Origin of the sequence: Tsukamurella ocularis (assembly GCF_024807615.1) — a bacterium.
In the GTDB taxonomy this organism is placed as follows: domain Bacteria; phylum Actinomycetota; class Actinomycetes; order Mycobacteriales; family Mycobacteriaceae; genus Tsukamurella; species Tsukamurella ocularis.
The window spans coordinates 451,152-467,394 of the sequence record NZ_JANUCJ010000001.1; the positions used below are offsets into that span (position 1 = coordinate 451,152).

The 16,243-nt window shown below is 65.6% G+C and carries 17 protein-coding genes and 1 riboswitch; of the genes, 1 reads left to right on the forward strand and 16 read right to left on the reverse strand.

Features of this window, described 5'->3' with window-relative positions:
* Window positions 1-22: 22 nt before the first annotated feature.
* The 13 genes from HNP44_RS02290 to HNP44_RS02350 form a co-directional block, all read right to left on the reverse strand.
* Entirely contained in the window at window positions 23-727 is a 705-nt protein-coding gene (locus tag HNP44_RS02290; RefSeq protein WP_259141655.1) for a hypothetical protein, read from the reverse strand.
* 21 nt (window positions 728-748) lie between these two features.
* Window positions 749-1,693, reverse strand: a complete 945-nt coding sequence (locus HNP44_RS02295) for an MlaD family protein (RefSeq protein ID WP_259141654.1) — start codon at window positions 1,691-1,693, stop codon at window positions 749-751.
* The gene (locus tag HNP44_RS02300) at window positions 1,693-2,580 is read right to left on the reverse strand and encodes an MlaD family protein (protein ID WP_259172164.1); all 888 of its coding nucleotides are present in this window, start codon (window positions 2,578-2,580) and stop codon (window positions 1,693-1,695) included. The genes HNP44_RS02295 and HNP44_RS02300 overlap by 1 nt, the downstream gene beginning before the upstream one ends.
* A gap of 125 nt (window positions 2,581-2,705) precedes the next feature.
* The gene (locus tag HNP44_RS02305; RefSeq protein WP_259141652.1) at window positions 2,706-3,776 is read right to left on the reverse strand and encodes an MlaD family protein; all 1,071 of its coding nucleotides are present in this window, start codon (window positions 3,774-3,776) and stop codon (window positions 2,706-2,708) included.
* A 61-nt stretch (window positions 3,777-3,837) separates the two neighbouring features.
* Entirely contained in the window at window positions 3,838-4,893 is a 1,056-nt protein-coding gene (locus HNP44_RS02310; RefSeq protein WP_310437650.1) for an MlaD family protein, read from the reverse strand.
* Window positions 4,890-5,870 carry an MCE family protein gene (locus tag HNP44_RS02315; RefSeq protein WP_259141650.1) on the reverse strand — a complete coding sequence of 327 codons (981 nt, stop codon included), beginning with the start codon at window positions 5,868-5,870 and terminating at the stop codon, window positions 4,890-4,892. Before HNP44_RS02315 ends, HNP44_RS02310 begins: the two co-directional genes overlap by 4 nt.
* Before the next feature lie 20 nt (window positions 5,871-5,890).
* Window positions 5,891-6,937, reverse strand: a complete 1,047-nt coding sequence (locus HNP44_RS02320) for an MlaD family protein (protein ID WP_259141649.1) — start codon at window positions 6,935-6,937, stop codon at window positions 5,891-5,893.
* 3 nt (window positions 6,938-6,940) lie between these two features.
* Window positions 6,941-7,807: an ABC transporter permease gene (locus HNP44_RS02325; protein ID WP_259141648.1), complete on the reverse strand. Its 867-nt coding sequence runs from the start codon at window positions 7,805-7,807 to the stop codon at window positions 6,941-6,943.
* Complete coding sequence (locus HNP44_RS02330; protein ID WP_259141647.1) at window positions 7,807-8,640, reverse strand: MlaE family ABC transporter permease; 834 nt, start codon at window positions 8,638-8,640, stop codon at window positions 7,807-7,809. The genes HNP44_RS02325 and HNP44_RS02330 overlap by 1 nt, the downstream gene beginning before the upstream one ends.
* Entirely contained in the window at window positions 8,637-9,536 is a 900-nt protein-coding gene (locus tag HNP44_RS02335) for an alpha/beta hydrolase (RefSeq protein WP_259141646.1), read from the reverse strand. Before HNP44_RS02335 ends, HNP44_RS02330 begins: the two co-directional genes overlap by 4 nt.
* Before the next feature lie 204 nt (window positions 9,537-9,740).
* Entirely contained in the window at window positions 9,741-11,054 is a 1,314-nt protein-coding gene (locus HNP44_RS02340) for an ABC1 kinase family protein (RefSeq protein WP_259141645.1), read from the reverse strand.
* 114 nt (window positions 11,055-11,168) lie between these two features.
* Window positions 11,169-11,738, reverse strand: coding sequence for an SRPBCC family protein (locus HNP44_RS02345; RefSeq protein WP_259141711.1), 570 nt, complete (start codon window positions 11,736-11,738; stop codon window positions 11,169-11,171).
* Window positions 11,739-11,755: 17 nt separating this feature from the next.
* Window positions 11,756-13,342, reverse strand: a complete 1,587-nt coding sequence (locus HNP44_RS02350) for a flavin-containing monooxygenase (protein ID WP_259141644.1) — start codon at window positions 13,340-13,342, stop codon at window positions 11,756-11,758.
* Between the two features lie 184 nt (window positions 13,343-13,526).
* Here HNP44_RS02350 and HNP44_RS02355 point away from each other — a divergent pair, with 184 nt between their 5' ends.
* Complete coding sequence (locus tag HNP44_RS02355) at window positions 13,527-14,093, forward strand: SRPBCC family protein (RefSeq protein WP_259141643.1); 567 nt, start codon at window positions 13,527-13,529, stop codon at window positions 14,091-14,093.
* 15 nt (window positions 14,094-14,108) lie between these two features.
* Here HNP44_RS02355 and HNP44_RS02360 read toward each other — a convergent pair whose 3' ends face one another.
* The 3 genes from HNP44_RS02360 to thiO all read right to left on the reverse strand — a co-directional run bounded on the left by HNP44_RS02360 (window position 14,109) and on the right by thiO (window position 16,130).
* Window positions 14,109-14,912: a thiazole synthase gene (locus tag HNP44_RS02360; protein ID WP_259141642.1), complete on the reverse strand. Its 804-nt coding sequence runs from the start codon at window positions 14,910-14,912 to the stop codon at window positions 14,109-14,111.
* Entirely contained in the window at window positions 14,905-15,102 is a 198-nt protein-coding gene (thiS, locus tag HNP44_RS02365) for a sulfur carrier protein ThiS (RefSeq protein ID WP_224645278.1), read from the reverse strand. Before thiS ends, HNP44_RS02360 begins: the two co-directional genes overlap by 8 nt.
* Complete coding sequence (gene thiO / locus HNP44_RS02370; RefSeq protein ID WP_259141641.1) at window positions 15,093-16,130, reverse strand: glycine oxidase ThiO; 1,038 nt, start codon at window positions 16,128-16,130, stop codon at window positions 15,093-15,095. Before thiO ends, thiS begins: the two co-directional genes overlap by 10 nt.
* Window positions 16,126-16,237, reverse strand: a riboswitch (TPP riboswitch). Its footprint overlaps the gene before it by 5 nt.
* Window positions 16,238-16,243 lie beyond the last annotated feature (6 nt).

Consider the following 16,243-nt stretch of genomic DNA (forward strand, 5'->3'; position numbering starts at 1 on the left):
TCGAATCAGTCACTACAGCAGGTCATTTGATACCCGGCAGGCTTGAGGCAACACCCATCGATTTCGGATCGGGCCCGAAGTTCGCGACCTTCCACCGGCCATCGAGTTGCACCACGACCACCCTCAGCACCATCACCTGCGTGGACTTGTCCGGCTGTTGCGCCGTGGTGCTGGTCTGGTTGGCGATCACGATGACGTCCCACGGCTGTCCGTTACCCGGCGGGTGCGCGAGGTCGCCGTCGAACTGACTGTGTACCACCTCGCCGGAAGCGACCATGCGCAGCTGCTGCTGCAGCTCGACGATCAGTGGACCGGCACCGTTCTCGTTCATCGCGAAGGTGTCACCGAAGGACTTCGTCGTCCCCTCGGCAAGCGACGTGACGTAGTCAGCAGCGCGATTGAAGTCGATCGTCAGCGCCTTCTTGGTGTAGTCCTCGGCGGTCTTGCGCACTGCGGCGAGATCGGTCAATGCGTCGGCGGCTCTGTCGGCTCGCACCTGAGCCTGCGCCACTCTGCGCTCCAGGAAGAAGGCTCCCAGTGCGGCGACGAGAATGGTCACGAGAAGCGCCGCGAGAACGATGCGGAGTCGGCGTAGCAGTACGCTCACCCGTTCCTGCGTCGAGCTCAGCTCCGCTCGGAGCCGGTCCTTCTTCGCTCTCTTAGGCTTGGGCGCATCGATCTCGATCGAGGGATCAGGCTCGGTGGCTTCCACGAGGTCAGTGGTCATCGTCTTCCTCTGTTCAGTCATCTATTTCACCGCTAGTTCCACACGTGCGGGCCCGCCGACGGGGAAGGCCCGAATCCACATGTCGGTGAACGCCCCCGCATTCACCCTGATGCCTCGGAGCTGCCCCGTCACCGGCGCAAGGCTGTCGGCGAAGTCGCCGACCGACGGCAAGAAGGACGACAGAGTCGTCATCAGGTCCGTCAAAGGTGGGCCCAGCGCATCGAAGCCGCGACTCTGCCGCTGCATGTCACCGAGTCTGCCCAACGCCACGACCACCTTCCCGAAGGCCGGCCCTAGGGCGGTGGCACCCGCACCGATTCCCGAGATGTACTGCGTCGCTCCCATTCCGGTGAGCCGCATGGTGAGCGACTGCCCCTCGTTGAAGAGTCCGACCGCATCCCGCCCCTTATCGTGAGCGGTCTGCCCGACCAGGGAGACGATCGCTTTGAGGTTCGCCAACGTCGCCTCGTCCGATGTCACCTGGACCAACAGATCACCCATCCGGCGCACGATCACTGGATCGATCAGCTCGCCGAGCCGATCGATCTTCGCCGTCAGGTCGCCGGCAGTGGCGGTATCCGCCACCTGCTGCATCGCGATCCCAGAGCCCTCCCGCAGGTAGGGACCTGCCGCATCGACCGGCCGGAAGTCGAGGTACTGCTCCCCCGCCGCCGAGAGGTTCTGCACCGCGACCTTCGTCGACGCCGGGATCTTCTGCGCGCCGTCGATCGCGAGCCGCACGCTGAGCCCCTCCGGGCCCGCAATGATCGACCGGACCTTACCGATGGGCAGTCCGAACAGCGTGACGGGCGAGGTCTCCATGAGGCCGGATGACCTCTCCATCTGCACGACGACGTCGAAGGTGCGTTTACCCGGTTCGAGCCGGAGCACGTCGACCACGATGTACGCGGACGCGGTCACGACGATGACGACCAGGGTGACGACAGCCAGAATCCCTTTACGCATCAATACACCCCGATCGCTCGGAGGAAGTCGGCGAGAGCGACGGCTCGGCCGTCCCTCGTAGTGGAATTCACAATGTTCACCTCGGTGGGTCCGGAAAGGAAGGGTCCCAGCTTCTTCGCGACAAGGTCGCGGATCAGGTCCCCATTCGTGGTCAGCGAGCGATCGAGCTCGGCCACGGTCGCCACCATCGGATCAAGCATGGAGACCAAGGTCTTCAGATCGCGATGAGTGGGCTGCTCCAGCAGATCCGCGCCCGGCTTGGTCAAGAACCTCAGATCGGAGATGAGCACGACCATCGACATGAACAGGTCCTGCATCTTGCGGTACCGTTCGGGGCCGATCGTGAGGACGCGATCGATCGTGGCCGCATTGCGCGCCACTTCGTCCAGGATCTTCGCATCTCCGTCCATGAGTCGCCCCATGACTCGTGTCGATTGGCCGGCCTCCAGAATCTGCCGAGTCGCCGTCCGTGTCAGCTCGGCGAGCTCGGCACGATTCGCGGGCACAGCACCATTGACCTCACGGATGGTCTTCTGCACACGACCGACCAGACCACCGTTGATGAGTTGCCCCACGCTGATCATCACTGTTTCCACGTTGTCCGGCGGCGAGGTCTGGGAGAGGGGAATCGTGTCACCCGGCCGCAGGTATCGCGTCGACGCCCCGGACGGCACTACCAGTGCGAGGTACAGATCTCCGAGGATCGTGCCCTGGCGCAGCTCAGCCCGAGTCTCGACGGGGAGTCGCACGTCACGGGCGATCTCGATCGTTGCCGTGGCCGTCCGTTCTCCGAGCGAGACGCTGTCGAGCCGGCCCACCGGAGCGCCGTCGAGCAGAACCTTGGCCCCGGACGGGATGTTGAGGACGCTCGAGAATTCGATGTGCACCTTCTGCGTGGGTCCAGATCTCCCGTCCGGAACGGGAATCGCCTCGAGAGTCACTCCGCATCCGGAAGTGACGGGGACCGACACCAGGAGAAGGGCCGCGAATGCCGCGGCGGTGCGCCGTGCGATCACCGTCCGCCCCCCATGATGAGCTGGACCAGGCCGACGCTGGACGAGTCGACGATGCAGTTGGGCGGTTTAGCCACCGCAGCACAGATCCTTGCGGTGTCCTGTCCCCGCAGGTCCACTACTGGTGGCTTCCACATGACCCGCAGTGCACCGGTCTTCGAGTCGAAGAGTTGATCGGTGACCGTGGCCAGGCCGGGAAGCCGGGCCAGGATGTCGCCGATCCGGGTGGCGTACGGCGCGAGTGTGTTAACCCATGGACCGAGGTACTTGAGCAGGGCGACGATACGAACCCCATAGTTCCCGAAGAACCTGCCGTAGATGGGTACGAAGTGCGTGGCCCGCTCGAGCGTCACGGTGAACTCCTCGGAGAAGGCGGTGAAGGCCTTGAGCGACGCGTTCACGGTCTCGATCGTCGTACGGATATCAGGCCAGGACCGGTTCGCTTGTGCTGTCAGCAGATTCGAGTTCTCCAAAAGTCGACGCAGAACAGCGTCAGTCTCTGGGGCATCCCCGGCCATCTGGACCAGGCTTCGCATCAACGTGGAGAAGTCCGCTCCGCGTTGCGAGACGACCCGATCCGCTACAGTGCCGATCTGGGCGAGGTCATCAGTACGGGGTTTGCCCGGCGTGCTTTCCGCATCAGCCCCGAGCGCGTCGGTCAGGAGTCGATCGGTCACCGTGAAGTTCTCGCTGACTCCCCGCGGTGTCTTGGTGCGCGACTGCGGGATGCACGACGTTCGATTCAGGGACGGTCCGCCGGTATACGGCGCGGAGAACTCCACGCGACGGTCCGTGACGATCGAGTTGTCGATCACCACCGCGCCCACATCGGCGGGCAACGCGATGCCGTCATCGACGGACAGCGACATCCGGACACCGCCGGGCCGAGGCTCGATCCGCTGTACAGTGCCCACGGGAACGCCCATCAGGCTCACTGTGTTCCCCACGTACACCCCCACGGCGTCTCCGAAGTCCGCACACACCGTTGAACGGGCCTGGACGAAGTTCGTCCGCACCAGGCTCGTCCGTGTCGCCACATACCAACCGGCGGCACCGACCAGCAATGTCACGACCAGCCCGAGTAGAGCGAGGCGTCCGAACCAGCGCACGTTCGACGCAGATGTCTGCACCTCAGCACCTCTTCGCAGCATTGGGAACGCAGACCTGGACTCCACGCACGGTCTGCCCTGACTGATCGATGACGACGCCCTGATCGCCGAGCACCTTCCGAAGTTGCTCAAGGGCGCTGTCGACGGACTTGAGCGATCCCTCGACGGAATCGGCGGCGGGCTTGAGTCGCGAGAGCAGATCCGCGCCGGCGTCCACGGCCTTCTCGAATCCGTCCTGGTAGAACGATCCGACTCTGTCGAGCAGGACGAACAGTCGTCCGAGGAGGTTGAACACCCTGCGAACCTGGTCGTACCGGACTCCCAGCCCTACCCCGATCTGCCCGACGTTGTGGATCAGGGTGAAGAGCATGTCGCGGTCCGCCGCTGTGGCGGCGACGTACTCGTCCGAGACACGCAGAGCTCCCCTGAGTTGATCGGTGCGCGAGCTCATCTGTTCCGCGAATACCACACTCGCATCGATCAACTCGGTGAGCGCCCCCTCGTTGCCGGACACCGCCTTCCGAGCGGACTCGATGATCTTCCGTCCGGTCTTGCCGTCGAGCGGCTCGATTTTGGGCGTGCTCTGCTCGACGATGTACGACATGTCGTAGGTACCGGTCACCCGGTCACGAGGAATCACCGTCCGCCCGAGATCGGCACCGCCCCGAGGGGCGAGCTGGAGGAATCTGCCGCCCACGGGGGTCAACATCTTCACGCCGATACTCGTCTCGTTTCCCATCCGTACCGAGGATTTGACCGTGAAGGTGAGCCTGACGCGATCCCCCTCGACCGCGATCCGCTCCACCTTGCCGACGGTGATGCCGGCGACACGGACCTGGTCACCGGGCCGGACTCCCGAGGCGTTCCCCATGTCTGCGCGGTATTCGGAGTATCCCGGCGGTCGTACGTAGAGCACGCCCAGCGCGATCGCTACGACCCCCACGAGCAGCACAGCGAGTACACCCACCGCGATCTGGTCCCGCCTGTTCTCCTCGTCGCCACGCAGCCGGCCCGTTCCGAGAAGTTCCTGTCCGCGTTCGAGAAGCTGCTGTCGTGCGGAGATCATCGATGAGCTCATCGGCAGGCAACCACCTTCGTGCCACCGATCAGAATCTGCACCGTCGCAGGCAGATCCATTCGGCCCCGCGAGCAGGTCATGGTCGGCTCCGGCGCCGGAGGCAGACCTCGTGCGAACCTGTCGAGCAGGCCGGGAACAGACTTGATCGCGTCGATGATCTGAGGCGTGGCCGGCACCAGGCGGTGTGCCATCGCTTCCAAGGCCGTCCGATTGTTGTCCAACGCCCCCACGAGGCTCTCGAGCACGTCGATGAGCGGTACCAGGACACGGTCACCCTCCGACAGCGACTCCTGGACCACGCCGATGTCGGCGGTGAACTTGACGACGGTGGCATTGAGCTGCGTCACCAGTTTCGCAACCTGTCCCGACCGTCCGGAGATTTCGCCGGCGACCGTGTTCAAGTTCTCCACCATGCGTCCGATCACCTCATCCCGGTTCTTGGTGAACGTCGCGATCTTCGCCAATGACTGGACGGCCGGTGCCAGCCCGGCGTCGTCACCTTGTAAGACGATCTGAAGGTTCTCCGCAAACGTGTTCAGCTCCGCCGGATCGATTTCATTGATCAGCGGCGCGACACCGTTGAAGAGCTCAGTGATGTCGAACGACGAGATCGTCCGGGCCGGAGGGATGATCTCCGTCTGATTCTGGTGCGCCCTCGCGCCGTCCTTCCGGACTATCTCCAGGTATCGCTGGCCGATCAGGTTCTGGTACCGGATCGCGACCTCCGAATTATCCTCGGGCGCGTGCGCGTTCTGGGCGGTGAACGTCACTCGCGCGAGCGCACCATCGACCTCGACCGAGGTCACCTTGCCGACGGCGACGCCGGCGAGCCGGACACTGTTGCCTCGGTAGAGGCCCGCGGCATCGTTGAACAGCGCGGAGTAGGTCCCGACCTTCCCCTCGACAGGTGCCACCATCGTCTGCATGATCACCACCATCGCTGTCACGACGACGGCGATGAAGGCGAGCACCGACACCAGAGACACTCGGAAGCCTGTCATTTCGGGTTCGTCTCCTTACTGATGAGCGCGGGCACCGCGATCTGCGGTGCGGCGGAGAGGATGAGCTCGACGTTCAGACGCGTGCGTCCGTCGCTGCCAGTAGTGAAGGCGTCGGCCGTCCCTTTCAGGGCGGTGCTCAGTCGGTCGTACGCACGAGGGAAGGACGCGAACGAGACGACCGTCGGCACCCCCAGATCGAGGGCCACAGCGATGATCTTGGTCAACGCGGCATTGTTGTCGTGCAGCATGTTTCCCAGCGGGAGGACTACCGTCTTGGAAAGCTTGAGGATCGCGTCGTTCGAATTCCGCAGCCTCACGTGATCGTCCACGTATCCCGATGTGTCGAGCGACGTGGTGACGACGGAGAGCATCGGCGTGATCGCCGGTTGGATCGCGTCGATCGAATCCGCGGCGTCCGTGAGGAACCGCGTCAGAGTGATCTTCTGGTCCTTGGCCACCTGGGAGACCACTGGAAAGGTCTCCTTCAACAGGCGAACGTACGGGTCGGAATCATTGGTGAGCTTCAGGATCGCATTCACCACCGCGGGATCGCCGAGCGTTCCCGTCAACTTGCCTGCCCGGTTGAGAACGCTGGTGAGCGTGCCGAAGGACATATCGGAGCGCACCCCCAATGTCTGTCCGTTGGACAGTGGCCGCCCCCGCTGCACACCCGGCACGAACTCGATGTCCGTCGAGGTGAACATGCTCGACGCCGTGTACACCGGCACCACATCGGTCGTGAGCGCGCGCGCCTGAGCTGGATCCAAATCCAGCGTCACGTACTGCTTTCCGTCCGCACGCACCTGAACCTCGTCGACCCGACCGATCCGCAGGCCACGGAACCTGACGTCCGTCCCGGATTGCAACCCGTCGCCAACCTTGTCGGAGGTCAGGGTAACGACGAAACGCTCGTCGAAGCCGCCTGTGGTCCACCGTCCGATCACGTATCCCACCACGACGAGAACGATCATGACTGTGACGCCGACTTCAGCCAATCGCCTGCGTGCCGGCTCCCGCCCCGATGGGTCCTTGTACAAAGGCATGCTCTACCCCGTGATCCTCACGCCGGAGTCGAATCCCCAGAACAGCAGCGTCATCACCATGTCGAGCGAGACGACGATCACCAGGCTGGCCCGAATCGCACGTCCCGCAGCGACTCCCACGCCCTCCGGGCCACCACTGGCGTAGTAGCCCTGGTAGCTGTGAATGAGGATGACCGCGACCGCGAAGACCACCGCCTTGACCAGCGAGTAGCCCATGTCCTGCGGGGAGATGAAGGACGAGAAGTAGTGGCCGTACGTTCCCGAGGACTGTCCGTGCACCACGGAGACCATCAGCTCGCAGGTGAGGTAGCCCGCGATCAGAGTCAGGAGGTAGAGCGGCACGATGGCGACTACGCCCGCGATCACCCGGGTGGTGACGACGAAGGGTATAGGCCTGATCGCGGATGCATCCAGCGCATCGATCTCCTCCGACATGCGCATCGCACCCACTTCGGCGGTGATCCGGCAGCCCACCTGCGCCGCGAACCCGACCGCTGCGATGAGCGGTCCCATCTCCCGGGTCGTCGCGTACGCCGCCACCAGACCGGTCAACGGCCCCATGTTCACCATGTCGAGGAGCGAGAAGCCCTGGATCGCGATCGTTCCCCCCATGGCAACGCCGAGGAAGACGAGCACGCCCAGCATTCCGCCGCCGACGATGATGGCACCGTTGCCGAAGACCACGGCACCGATGTGGCTGAGGATGTGCTTGGGATAGGTCCTGACCGCAAACGGAACCGACCGGAGAGCAAGCATGACGAACCTCGCCTGATGGCCGAGCATCGCGAACGCCGTGACCGGCCTTCCCAACGCCGCCCCCATCGCGGTGCGCACCCGTCCCAGCCGGAACGGGACGTACGGCGCCGCCATCAGACGATGCTCCGCATCGGGAAGAACATGGTGGTCACCTGCGTCAACGCCATGTTCAGACCGAATGCTGCGACGACGCCCACGACCACCGCGGCGTTGACCGAGTCGGCGACCGCCTTCGCGCCGTGCTTGGTCTCCATGCCCCGCTGGCAGGCGACGACGGCGACCACAAGTCCGAAGATCAACGACTTGCCCACGGCGATCACAACATCCGTCATGGACGAAAACGAGGCGAACGAGGAGAGATATGACCCGGGCGCGACCCCCATGAAAGCGATCGAGATGAAGTAGCCGGTCGTCACACCCATGATGATGGCCAGGAAGCAAATCAGGGGCGCGACCCCGACCATGGCGACGATCCGCGGGGCGACGAGGCGACGGACGGGGTTGATTCCCATCGCGCGCAACGCATCGATCTCCTCGCGCATCGCCCGGGCCCCGAGATCGGACGCCACCGCGGCACCGGCCGCGCCACCCAGCAGCAGCGCGGCGACGATGGGCGCTCCCTGTTGAATCACCCCCAGGCCTCCGGCCGCCCCCGATACGCTCGTCGCACCGACCTGCTGCGTCAGGCTGCCGACCTGCGCGGCCACGATCACCCCGAACGGGATGGAGACGAGCACTGTGGGGGTCGCGGTGACTGTGACGATGAACCAGGTCTGCTTGACGCACTCCCGCCACGAGAATCGCCTGGTCGCGATATCGACGATCGCGTAGTAGACCGCGCCCGCCGCGATCTGGATCGCCCGGCCGAAGGTGGCGAGTGAGTCGACCACCGTCCGCGTCAGATAACTGCGGAACCGTCCCAGGACGCCGTCGATCGAGTCGATCATGCCGCGACTCGTCTGCTGGCGCGCAGGGCGGTGCGAATGTGCTCGGTGATCGAGGCGACGGCACTGCGCGCCTCCGGGATCACATCAGCGCCGACTTGGAAGACGTGCAACTGGCCTGGGTACACCTCCAGTGTGACTCGCACTCCTGCTGCGGCGAGGCGAGCGGCGATGTCCTCCGAGTCCGGCCGCAGGATCTCGCCACCACCGACCTGAATGAGGGTCGGCGGAAGTCCGCGCAACTCGGCCTCCGTCGCTGACGCCGGCGTGAGCAACTTCTCGAGGGCATCCCGATCCCTCTCGGAGGCAAGGGTCATCTGCCACATCGCGTGGAGTGCACTGGCGGGGAACAGCGGATCGTTGACGCTCGCGGAGGCGAGCTTGGATGAGGGCTCGAGGTCGATGATGGGCGACAGACATACGAGCGCACCGGGCGCCCCGAGCCCACCGTGCAGCCCTTCAAGCGCCACTCGCAGGGCGAAATATCCGCCGGCGGAGTCACCGACGACAGCGATTCTGTCCGCTGCGATGCCCGCGGTGCGGAGCCGTCGGAAGCCGTCCAAGCAATCGTCGAATGCATCGCTGACGGACGCATGAGGAAGTTTTCGATAGTTCACTGCAAGGACGGGAACACCTGTGTCACGTGCCAGTCGGGAGACCAGGCGACGATGGGAGCGCAGCCCGCCGACCAGCCAAGCACCGCCATGGAGATAGAGGATCGCCGAATCGGATCCCGCGCCAGCGATCCGAGTGTGCTCGGCTTCGCAGTTCCGCAGGCGCACACGCGCACGTTCCACTCCGCGGACCGGCGGAAGCAGTACGGCCGCGAGATCGACCAGGAAGTACGGCCATGGAAACCGCCAGGTCTTCGACCAGATCGCAATGACCGGGCGCACCACGAACCACGAACCGGCCGTTGCCAGGCGCGCGACGACGCCCGGGCCGCCCCCCGTTCGCGTCACGACGACACCGCGACCGGATGTGATCCGTCCAGGCTCTGATGCACTCATGTGATTCTCCTCACTTCGTCAGAAGTATAAACAGACTGACGTCTCATTCGCTAATTGATCGCCGGAGCTGACACCGACGGAAGGTGTCTGGGCTCAGTCCGACTGTCCGGCGCGCCAGCGTTCGATCTCACGTCCCATGGACGTGGCCGGCGGAGCTAATCCGAGCACCTCGGTGGCGATGGCACGCCATGCGCCCGTCGCGCGGATCTCGCTCAACAGCGCGACGGTGGACATCTCCGTTCGCCGCCCCAGAGCATGCACCTCTTGGAGGCGCTGGCCGACGAACCGATCGTAGAAGCCACCGTGCGGCAGCATTGCCGCCGCAATCGCGTCACGTGCGATGTCCGGGGTCAACTGCATCTCGCCGTCGCGCACGTGCCATCCCACGACTGCTTCGATGAAGTCGGCCAGGTCGTCCGCATCCATCACGTCGGGCCGGCCGATGAAGCCTCCCAGAACCGCCAATTCGTGGACTCGCTCCCGCTCTCCGGAGAGCACCGCACCGAAGAGATCTCGCTCGTAGCGGTGATCGTCGGGCTCGAGTTCGATGCACATCCCGAAGTCGACGAAACCGACCCTGCCATCGGACAGCAACAACACGTTTCCGGGGTGCGGATCGGCGCAGAACCGCCCGGCCCGATACATCTCACCGCAGTAGAAGCGGTAGATGGCCTCGCCGATCCGATCGCGGCGCTGTTGGTCGTACTCCTTGGCAGCGGTGAACGGATCACCATCGAGGAACTCCGTGACGAGCACTCGCTCGGTGCACAGCTCGGGCACGGGCCGGGGAACCACGATCACCGGGTGACCTTCGAACTGTTCCGCGAAGTAGCTTTGATTCGCCAACTCCGAGACGAAGTCGAGCTCTGCCATCACCTGTTTGGCGATCTCTGCGCCGAGGGCATGGGCGTTCGCCGCCGGGAGGTATCGCGACAGGACCTTCATCAGCAGGCGCATGTTCTTCAGATCGGCGCGCACCATCTTGTCGATCTTCGGGTACTGCACCTTCACTGCGACGACCCGACCGTCATCGAGCATCCCGCGGTAGACCTGCCCGATCGAGGCCGAGGCGATCGGACCCTCCAGCTTCGTGATGCGCGAGCGTGCGTCGCCGAGCTCCACCTCCAACTGCCGCATCATCGCCGTGTCCGTCCATGGCGGAGCAGTGGAGAACAACGGTGCCAGGCGCTCGGCGAACTCCTTCCGCGCGCGGCGCCCCGAAATACCGATATCGACCACCGCGAGGAGCTGCCCGAGCTTCATCGCCGCGCCGCGCATGCCACCGAGGACGACCACCAGGTCGTCTGCGAGAGCAAGAATCGCAGCGTCTCGTGCCGCACGCTCCGCCTGCTCGTCACGGAAGCGCGAGCCGGCGGCGTTCGTCGCGGTACGGACTGCGTGCCGCATCGCGACACCTCCGATTTTCGCCCCGCGGCGAACCCGTCCGACCGGCAGACTCGACGAGGCGTCACCAGATTCAGCCATCCCGCGCCCTCCTTCGTCGCGAATTCTATCGAGCGATCACCGAATGCGGCGGCGCTCCGAGACCTCGCCACCGACCATGCGAACTTCGCGCGCACCCCCGTCGCCGACCTCCCTGCGGACGCCCCGAAGACCGAACCTGAGGACCGGAGTCAGAAGCCTGGAGAGCCACCTGGCGGGAAGCCAACCGACAAACCTCGGCCGGACTCCCATGCGCCACACCAACCGCGAGCCGGCCCCCACCGGCTCGATGCGGTAGTCCTCGAGCCAGGTTCCGAAGAACGGCAGAGTGGCGTCGGTGGCCGTGTACATCATCCTGCGGCCCGGCTCGACGTGAATGATTCGCTCCCGCTGCGCGTAGACGAGCCAGTGATGGACGTACATCTGGAAGTCGCGGACCACTCCGGGCTCGACGCCGGCCCCCTCCGGGTAACGACAACCCCACACGGTGGGGAGCCACGACCACATCCGATCACTGGAGACGACTCCCCAGAGTTGGTCGGGAGTCAGGTCAGGGAACTCGTAGGACACCTTGGCCAGGAACGGGGCTGCTGAGAAGAAGCGCTCCGCATCGTCGACCGCGACCGGCTCCGTGGCACGGAACCTCAGCAAAGCGAAAGGCTGCATCACGCCACCGTGCCCGGTGCCGCGACGGCCGCCGCCTGAGTCTGTGCCGTCGTGATCGACTCGTATCGATAGTCATCGCGATCGAATCCTGTACTGCGTCGATACGATTGGAGCAGCGTCCACGGACGAACGTAGACGGCCTGCTTCTGCGAGTTGACGAAATAGGTGTTCGACCCGGCGCAGTGCACGTTGAAGTAGTGGTTCAGATTGGCCCCCTTCGTCACCATGTCCTTGTGGAACGCCTCCTGCGCACCGATCCGGACCTCGACCTTGGTCGCTCCCCGCGTGCGCGCTTCGGCCAACACCGACGAGATGTGTCGGATCGCGTTCTCGAGGATGTAGTGAAATGCCGTTCCGGTCCAGGAGTAGGGACCGACCATCAGCCATCGATTCGGTAGACCGGCGACCGATGTCGAGTGGTACGCCCGCAAGCCTTCGTCGTTGTAGTACACCCCCAGGTCGAACCCATCGGCCCCGACCACCGCTCCTTCCCGGTACGACTCAGGATCGGAGAACATCTCGTACCCGGTGGCGAGCACGAGTAGATCTGCCGGGTGACGCACCCCGTCGGCGGTCACGATCGCATCTCGCTCGATCCGCGCGATCGATGTCGTGTGCAGCTCCACGTTACGCCGATTGAAAACCGCGAGGTAGCCTCCGCCGAGGGTGCCCCGCGTACAACCGGCGCCGTACGCGGGCCTCAACTTGCGGCGGGTCTCCTTGTCCCGGACACAGATCCACATCCAGAGGTCGTACAGACTATGCGCGCCGTGATCGAATCGCCGAGCGCCGAATCCGAAGAGCCTGCCCGGCGTGTAGATCAAAACACGCAGCGCCACGTCCACGAACGCCAATGCCGAACCGTGGAGCAGGCCGGCCAGCCCCGGCACTCGGAGCAGCTGTTGCAGCCATCGAGGGTTGCGGAAGTCGGGCTTGGGGAAGTACCACTGCGGGGTCCGCTGGTAGATGTCGAGATGTGCCGCCCGCTCAGCGAGCGCCGGCGCGATCTGCACAGCGCTCGACCCGACACCGATCATCGCAGCGCGAATACCCGAGTAGTCGAACTCGTCGTCCCAGTCCGACGGGATCATCACCTTCCCCTCGAAGTCTTCAAGACCTGGGATGTCCGGCTTGTCCTTCGGATTGATGTACGCACCCACCGCGCTGATGACGAACCGGCCGGTGATCTGCGAGCCGTCGTCGATGTGGAGGCGCCACAGGTGAGCCGCTTCGTCCCACTCTTCACGAACGATCGTGGTGTTCAGACGAACCTTGCGATCGAGCCCGGCGTCGCGCGCGAGACCGACGTGGTATTCCTGAATCTCGCCGCCTTTCGCGAAGAAGTGCGACCAGTCGGCCTTCGGTGCGAACGAGAACTGGTACGCGAGGAAGGGCAGATCCGCGCCGACATTGGGGTACGTGTTCGCCCGCCACGTCCCGCCCATCGCCGGAGCGCGATCCACCAGCACGAAGTCATGAATCCCGATCTCCTGCAGCTTGATACCTGCGCAGATACCTCCTGCTCCCGCGCCGATTACCACGACCTCGTAGTCGGGCTGAGGCCATTCCGAGCTGTCGTCGACCATCTCGTCTCCATCCTGTGATGCTCACTGTCGATGAGCATGAACCTAGCTTCGACTGACACGTCAGTCGACTAATTGCTCCTCCAGCTTGCATGGGATCAGTTTAGTGATTGACGTCTCAGTCGTTGAATGATTTGATCTTACTCACAAGTCAGTTCGTTGCAGTCGCACCCTCAGGGAGTAGCCCGTGAACCAGCAACTCGTCCTCGCCACGGCGGCAGTCGCACTCGTCGCCGTCGTCCTCGGCGCCATCGTCCTCGCCGTTCTCGCCGCGGGCTCGGGAGGGCCACGGCGATTCGCTCTTCGCCGCCCCGAGCGGGCCGTCGACACCTACATAGACAGGGACGCGTCCTGGGCGGCGGCCGTTACCGCCGAGTCCTCCCAGTCGGCGGACGCCGTCTTCGCACTGGTCACCGAGCGGCCGTACCTCGGCCGGATCCCCTTCGTCGAAGGCCCGAATCCTCGGTCGGACGGACGGCGTGTCACCAGGACGCCGATCCTGGCCTTCGAAGAAGACGTGATGGACCAGCAGCGTCGGGTGCATACGACGGTCGGCACGGGCATCTCGGTCCCCCTCGTCATCGCTTCGTTCGCCCAGCGATTCCGAATCGAGGAGGGCGCCAACGGGTGCCGAGTCGAATGGGCGATCGCAGTGACTCCTCGGTGGATCGACTGGTTCCCACTTCGGTGGACCGCGTTCCTCGCACGGCCGGCGATGCGCATCGCACTGGGATGGATCCTGCGCGGAGCCTGAACCGGGGGCCGGCGCTCAACGCCGTGCGAACCCCGGTCGGCCACTGACGAGGCGTCCCTCCATGGGCGACGAGGGCACGGCCCAGCGGCGCTGCGGGATCCGGCCGGCACTGCGAGCGAGGCGGCCCGCCTCCACGGCGAGTCGCATCGCAGTCGCCATCGCCTCGGGGTTCGCCGCGCGGGTCACGGCGGACGCGAGCAGAACGGCGTCACAACCGAGTTCCATGGCCAGCGCCGCGTCACTCGCGGTGCCGATGCCCGCGTCCAGGATCACCGGAACGGGTGACTGCGCCACGATCATCTCGATGTTGTGGGGGTTGAGGATCCCGAGCCCGGTGCCGATGGGCGAGCCAGCCGGCATCACCGCGGCGCAGCCCACATCGGCGAGGCGCCGCGCGAGGATCGGGTCGTCGTTGGTGTAGGGCAGCACCGTGAAGCCGTCGGCGACCAGCTCCTCGGCGGCTTCCACGAGGGCGACCGCATCGGGCAGAAGGGTCCGCTCGTCGCCGATCACCTCGAGCTTGATCCAGTCGGTGTGCAGCGCCTCGCGCGCGAGGCGCGCGGTGAGGACCGCCTCCGCGGCGCCGAGGCAGCCAGCGGTGTTCGGCAGCGGCATGATGCCCAGTTCGCGGATGGTCTCCAGGACGCCGCCGCCCTCGGCGAGGCTGGCACGCCGCAGCGAGACGGTGGTCAGTTCGGTGCCGGACGCCACGAGTGCGGCCCGCAGGTGCTCGAGGTTGGTGCTGCCGCCGGTGCCCGTGATGAGCCGCGAGCCGAACCCCCGGCCGGCGATGACCAGCGGATCGGACTGCTCAGCCACCCTGGACCGCCGTCAGCACCTCGATGTCGGCGTAGGCCGGCAATGCCTCATCCCACCGCGATCGCGGATGAACGGCGCCGTTCACCGCGATCGCGACGCCCTTGTCCGGCAGCCCGAGCTGTTCGAGCAGCGTCTGCGCGGACGTCCCGTCGAGTACCTGCCGGTCGTCACCGTTCACCGTCAGCTCCATGCCTGCACCTCCTGCTTCAGAACCATATCCGCCACTCGTGCCCCGGTCACCGGAGCGAGCAGCAACCCGTTGCGGCCGTGCCCCGTCGCCGCGAAGACGCGGCCGCCGAGCGGCGCGATCACGGGGACGTTGCTCGCCGTCGTGGGCCGCAGACCGGCCGCGACCTCCACGAACTCGTACTCGCGGAGGAAGGGCAGCACGGCGAAGGCGTCATCCAGCAACTCCACGACAGGACCGATCCGCACACCGAGGTCGTGGTCGTTCTCGTACTGCGTCGCGCCGACGACCACGCCGTCGGCGCGGGGCACCACGTACACCTGCCTGCCGCGCACCCGGGCGCGCACCGTCACTGCCGGGGGCGGAAGGCAGGTCGGTCCACGCCGCAGCCGCACCACCTCGCCCTTCACCGGCCGCACGCCCAGACCTGCCACAAGCGAACCGGAATCCGCACCGGCGCAAATGATCACGGCGTCACCTGGGAGGCCTTCGAGCGCCGCGGCGCCATCGACCGCCGCGGCACGGAAGGCCACGCCCTCCGCCGCGCACGCGGCCCGGAGCGCCCCGTGCAGCAGGCGGTTGTCGACCGAGATCTCGTCGGGTGCCGACGCGGCGGCCCGGATCCGCGGCGACGCACCGGGAACCGCGCGGGCCGCGGCCGACGGGCGCAGCGGTGCGAACAGCGCGGAGTCACCGATCGCGGCGGCGACGGTCTCCAGGTCGGCGGCGTCGCCCTCGTCGACGGCGAGGTGCACGGTGCCGCGCGACGTGATCAGCAGACCGTCGGCGTAGGGCTGCAGGTCGCGCGCGAATGCGTCCCACAGGCCCAGGGATTCGACGCCGAGCCGGTTCAACTCCTCCTCGCCGGGCCACGCCTCCGAGTACGGGGCGATCATGCCGCCCGCCACCCACGAGGCCCCCGACCCGGGCCGGGAATCGACGACGGTGACGATGCCCCCACGCCGCGCCAGCGTCCAGGCGACGGTGAGGCCGACGGTGCCTCCGCCCACGACCGTCACAGTCTTCTTCACGCCTATGGATCCTTCCTTCGCCGGCATTACCCGGATCAGGTCTGACGGTCAGGGGCGCCACGTGCCCCACTCTCAGCCCCGCGGCGGGAGCTCCCGTGTGTACGTGATTCAGC

Coding starts and splice junctions, on each gene's coding strand:
- HNP44_RS02325 (WP_259141648.1), bottom strand. CDS start 7,807: ATGGCGGCGCCGTACGTCCCGTTCCGGCTGGGACGGGTGCGCACCGCG.
- HNP44_RS02340 (WP_259141645.1), bottom strand. CDS start 11,054: ATGCGGCACGCAGTCCGTACCGCGACGAACGCCGCCGGCTCGCGCTTC.
- HNP44_RS02350 (WP_259141644.1), bottom strand. CDS start 13,342: ATGGTCGACGACAGCTCGGAATGGCCTCAGCCCGACTACGAGGTCGTG.
- thiS (WP_224645278.1), bottom strand. CDS start 15,102: ATGGAGCTGACGGTGAACGGTGACGACCGGCAGGTACTCGACGGGACG.
- HNP44_RS02290 (WP_259141655.1), bottom strand. CDS start 727: ATGACCACTGACCTCGTGGAAGCCACCGAGCCTGATCCCTCGATCGAG.
- HNP44_RS02295 (WP_259141654.1), bottom strand. CDS start 1,693: ATGCGTAAAGGGATTCTGGCTGTCGTCACCCTGGTCGTCATCGTCGTG.
- HNP44_RS02330 (WP_259141647.1), bottom strand. CDS start 8,640: ATGATCGACTCGATCGACGGCGTCCTGGGACGGTTCCGCAGTTATCTG.
- HNP44_RS02320 (WP_259141649.1), bottom strand. CDS start 6,937: ATGCCTTTGTACAAGGACCCATCGGGGCGGGAGCCGGCACGCAGGCGA.
- HNP44_RS02310 (WP_310437650.1), bottom strand. CDS start 4,893: ATGAGCTCATCGATGATCTCCGCACGACAGCAGCTTCTCGAACGCGGA.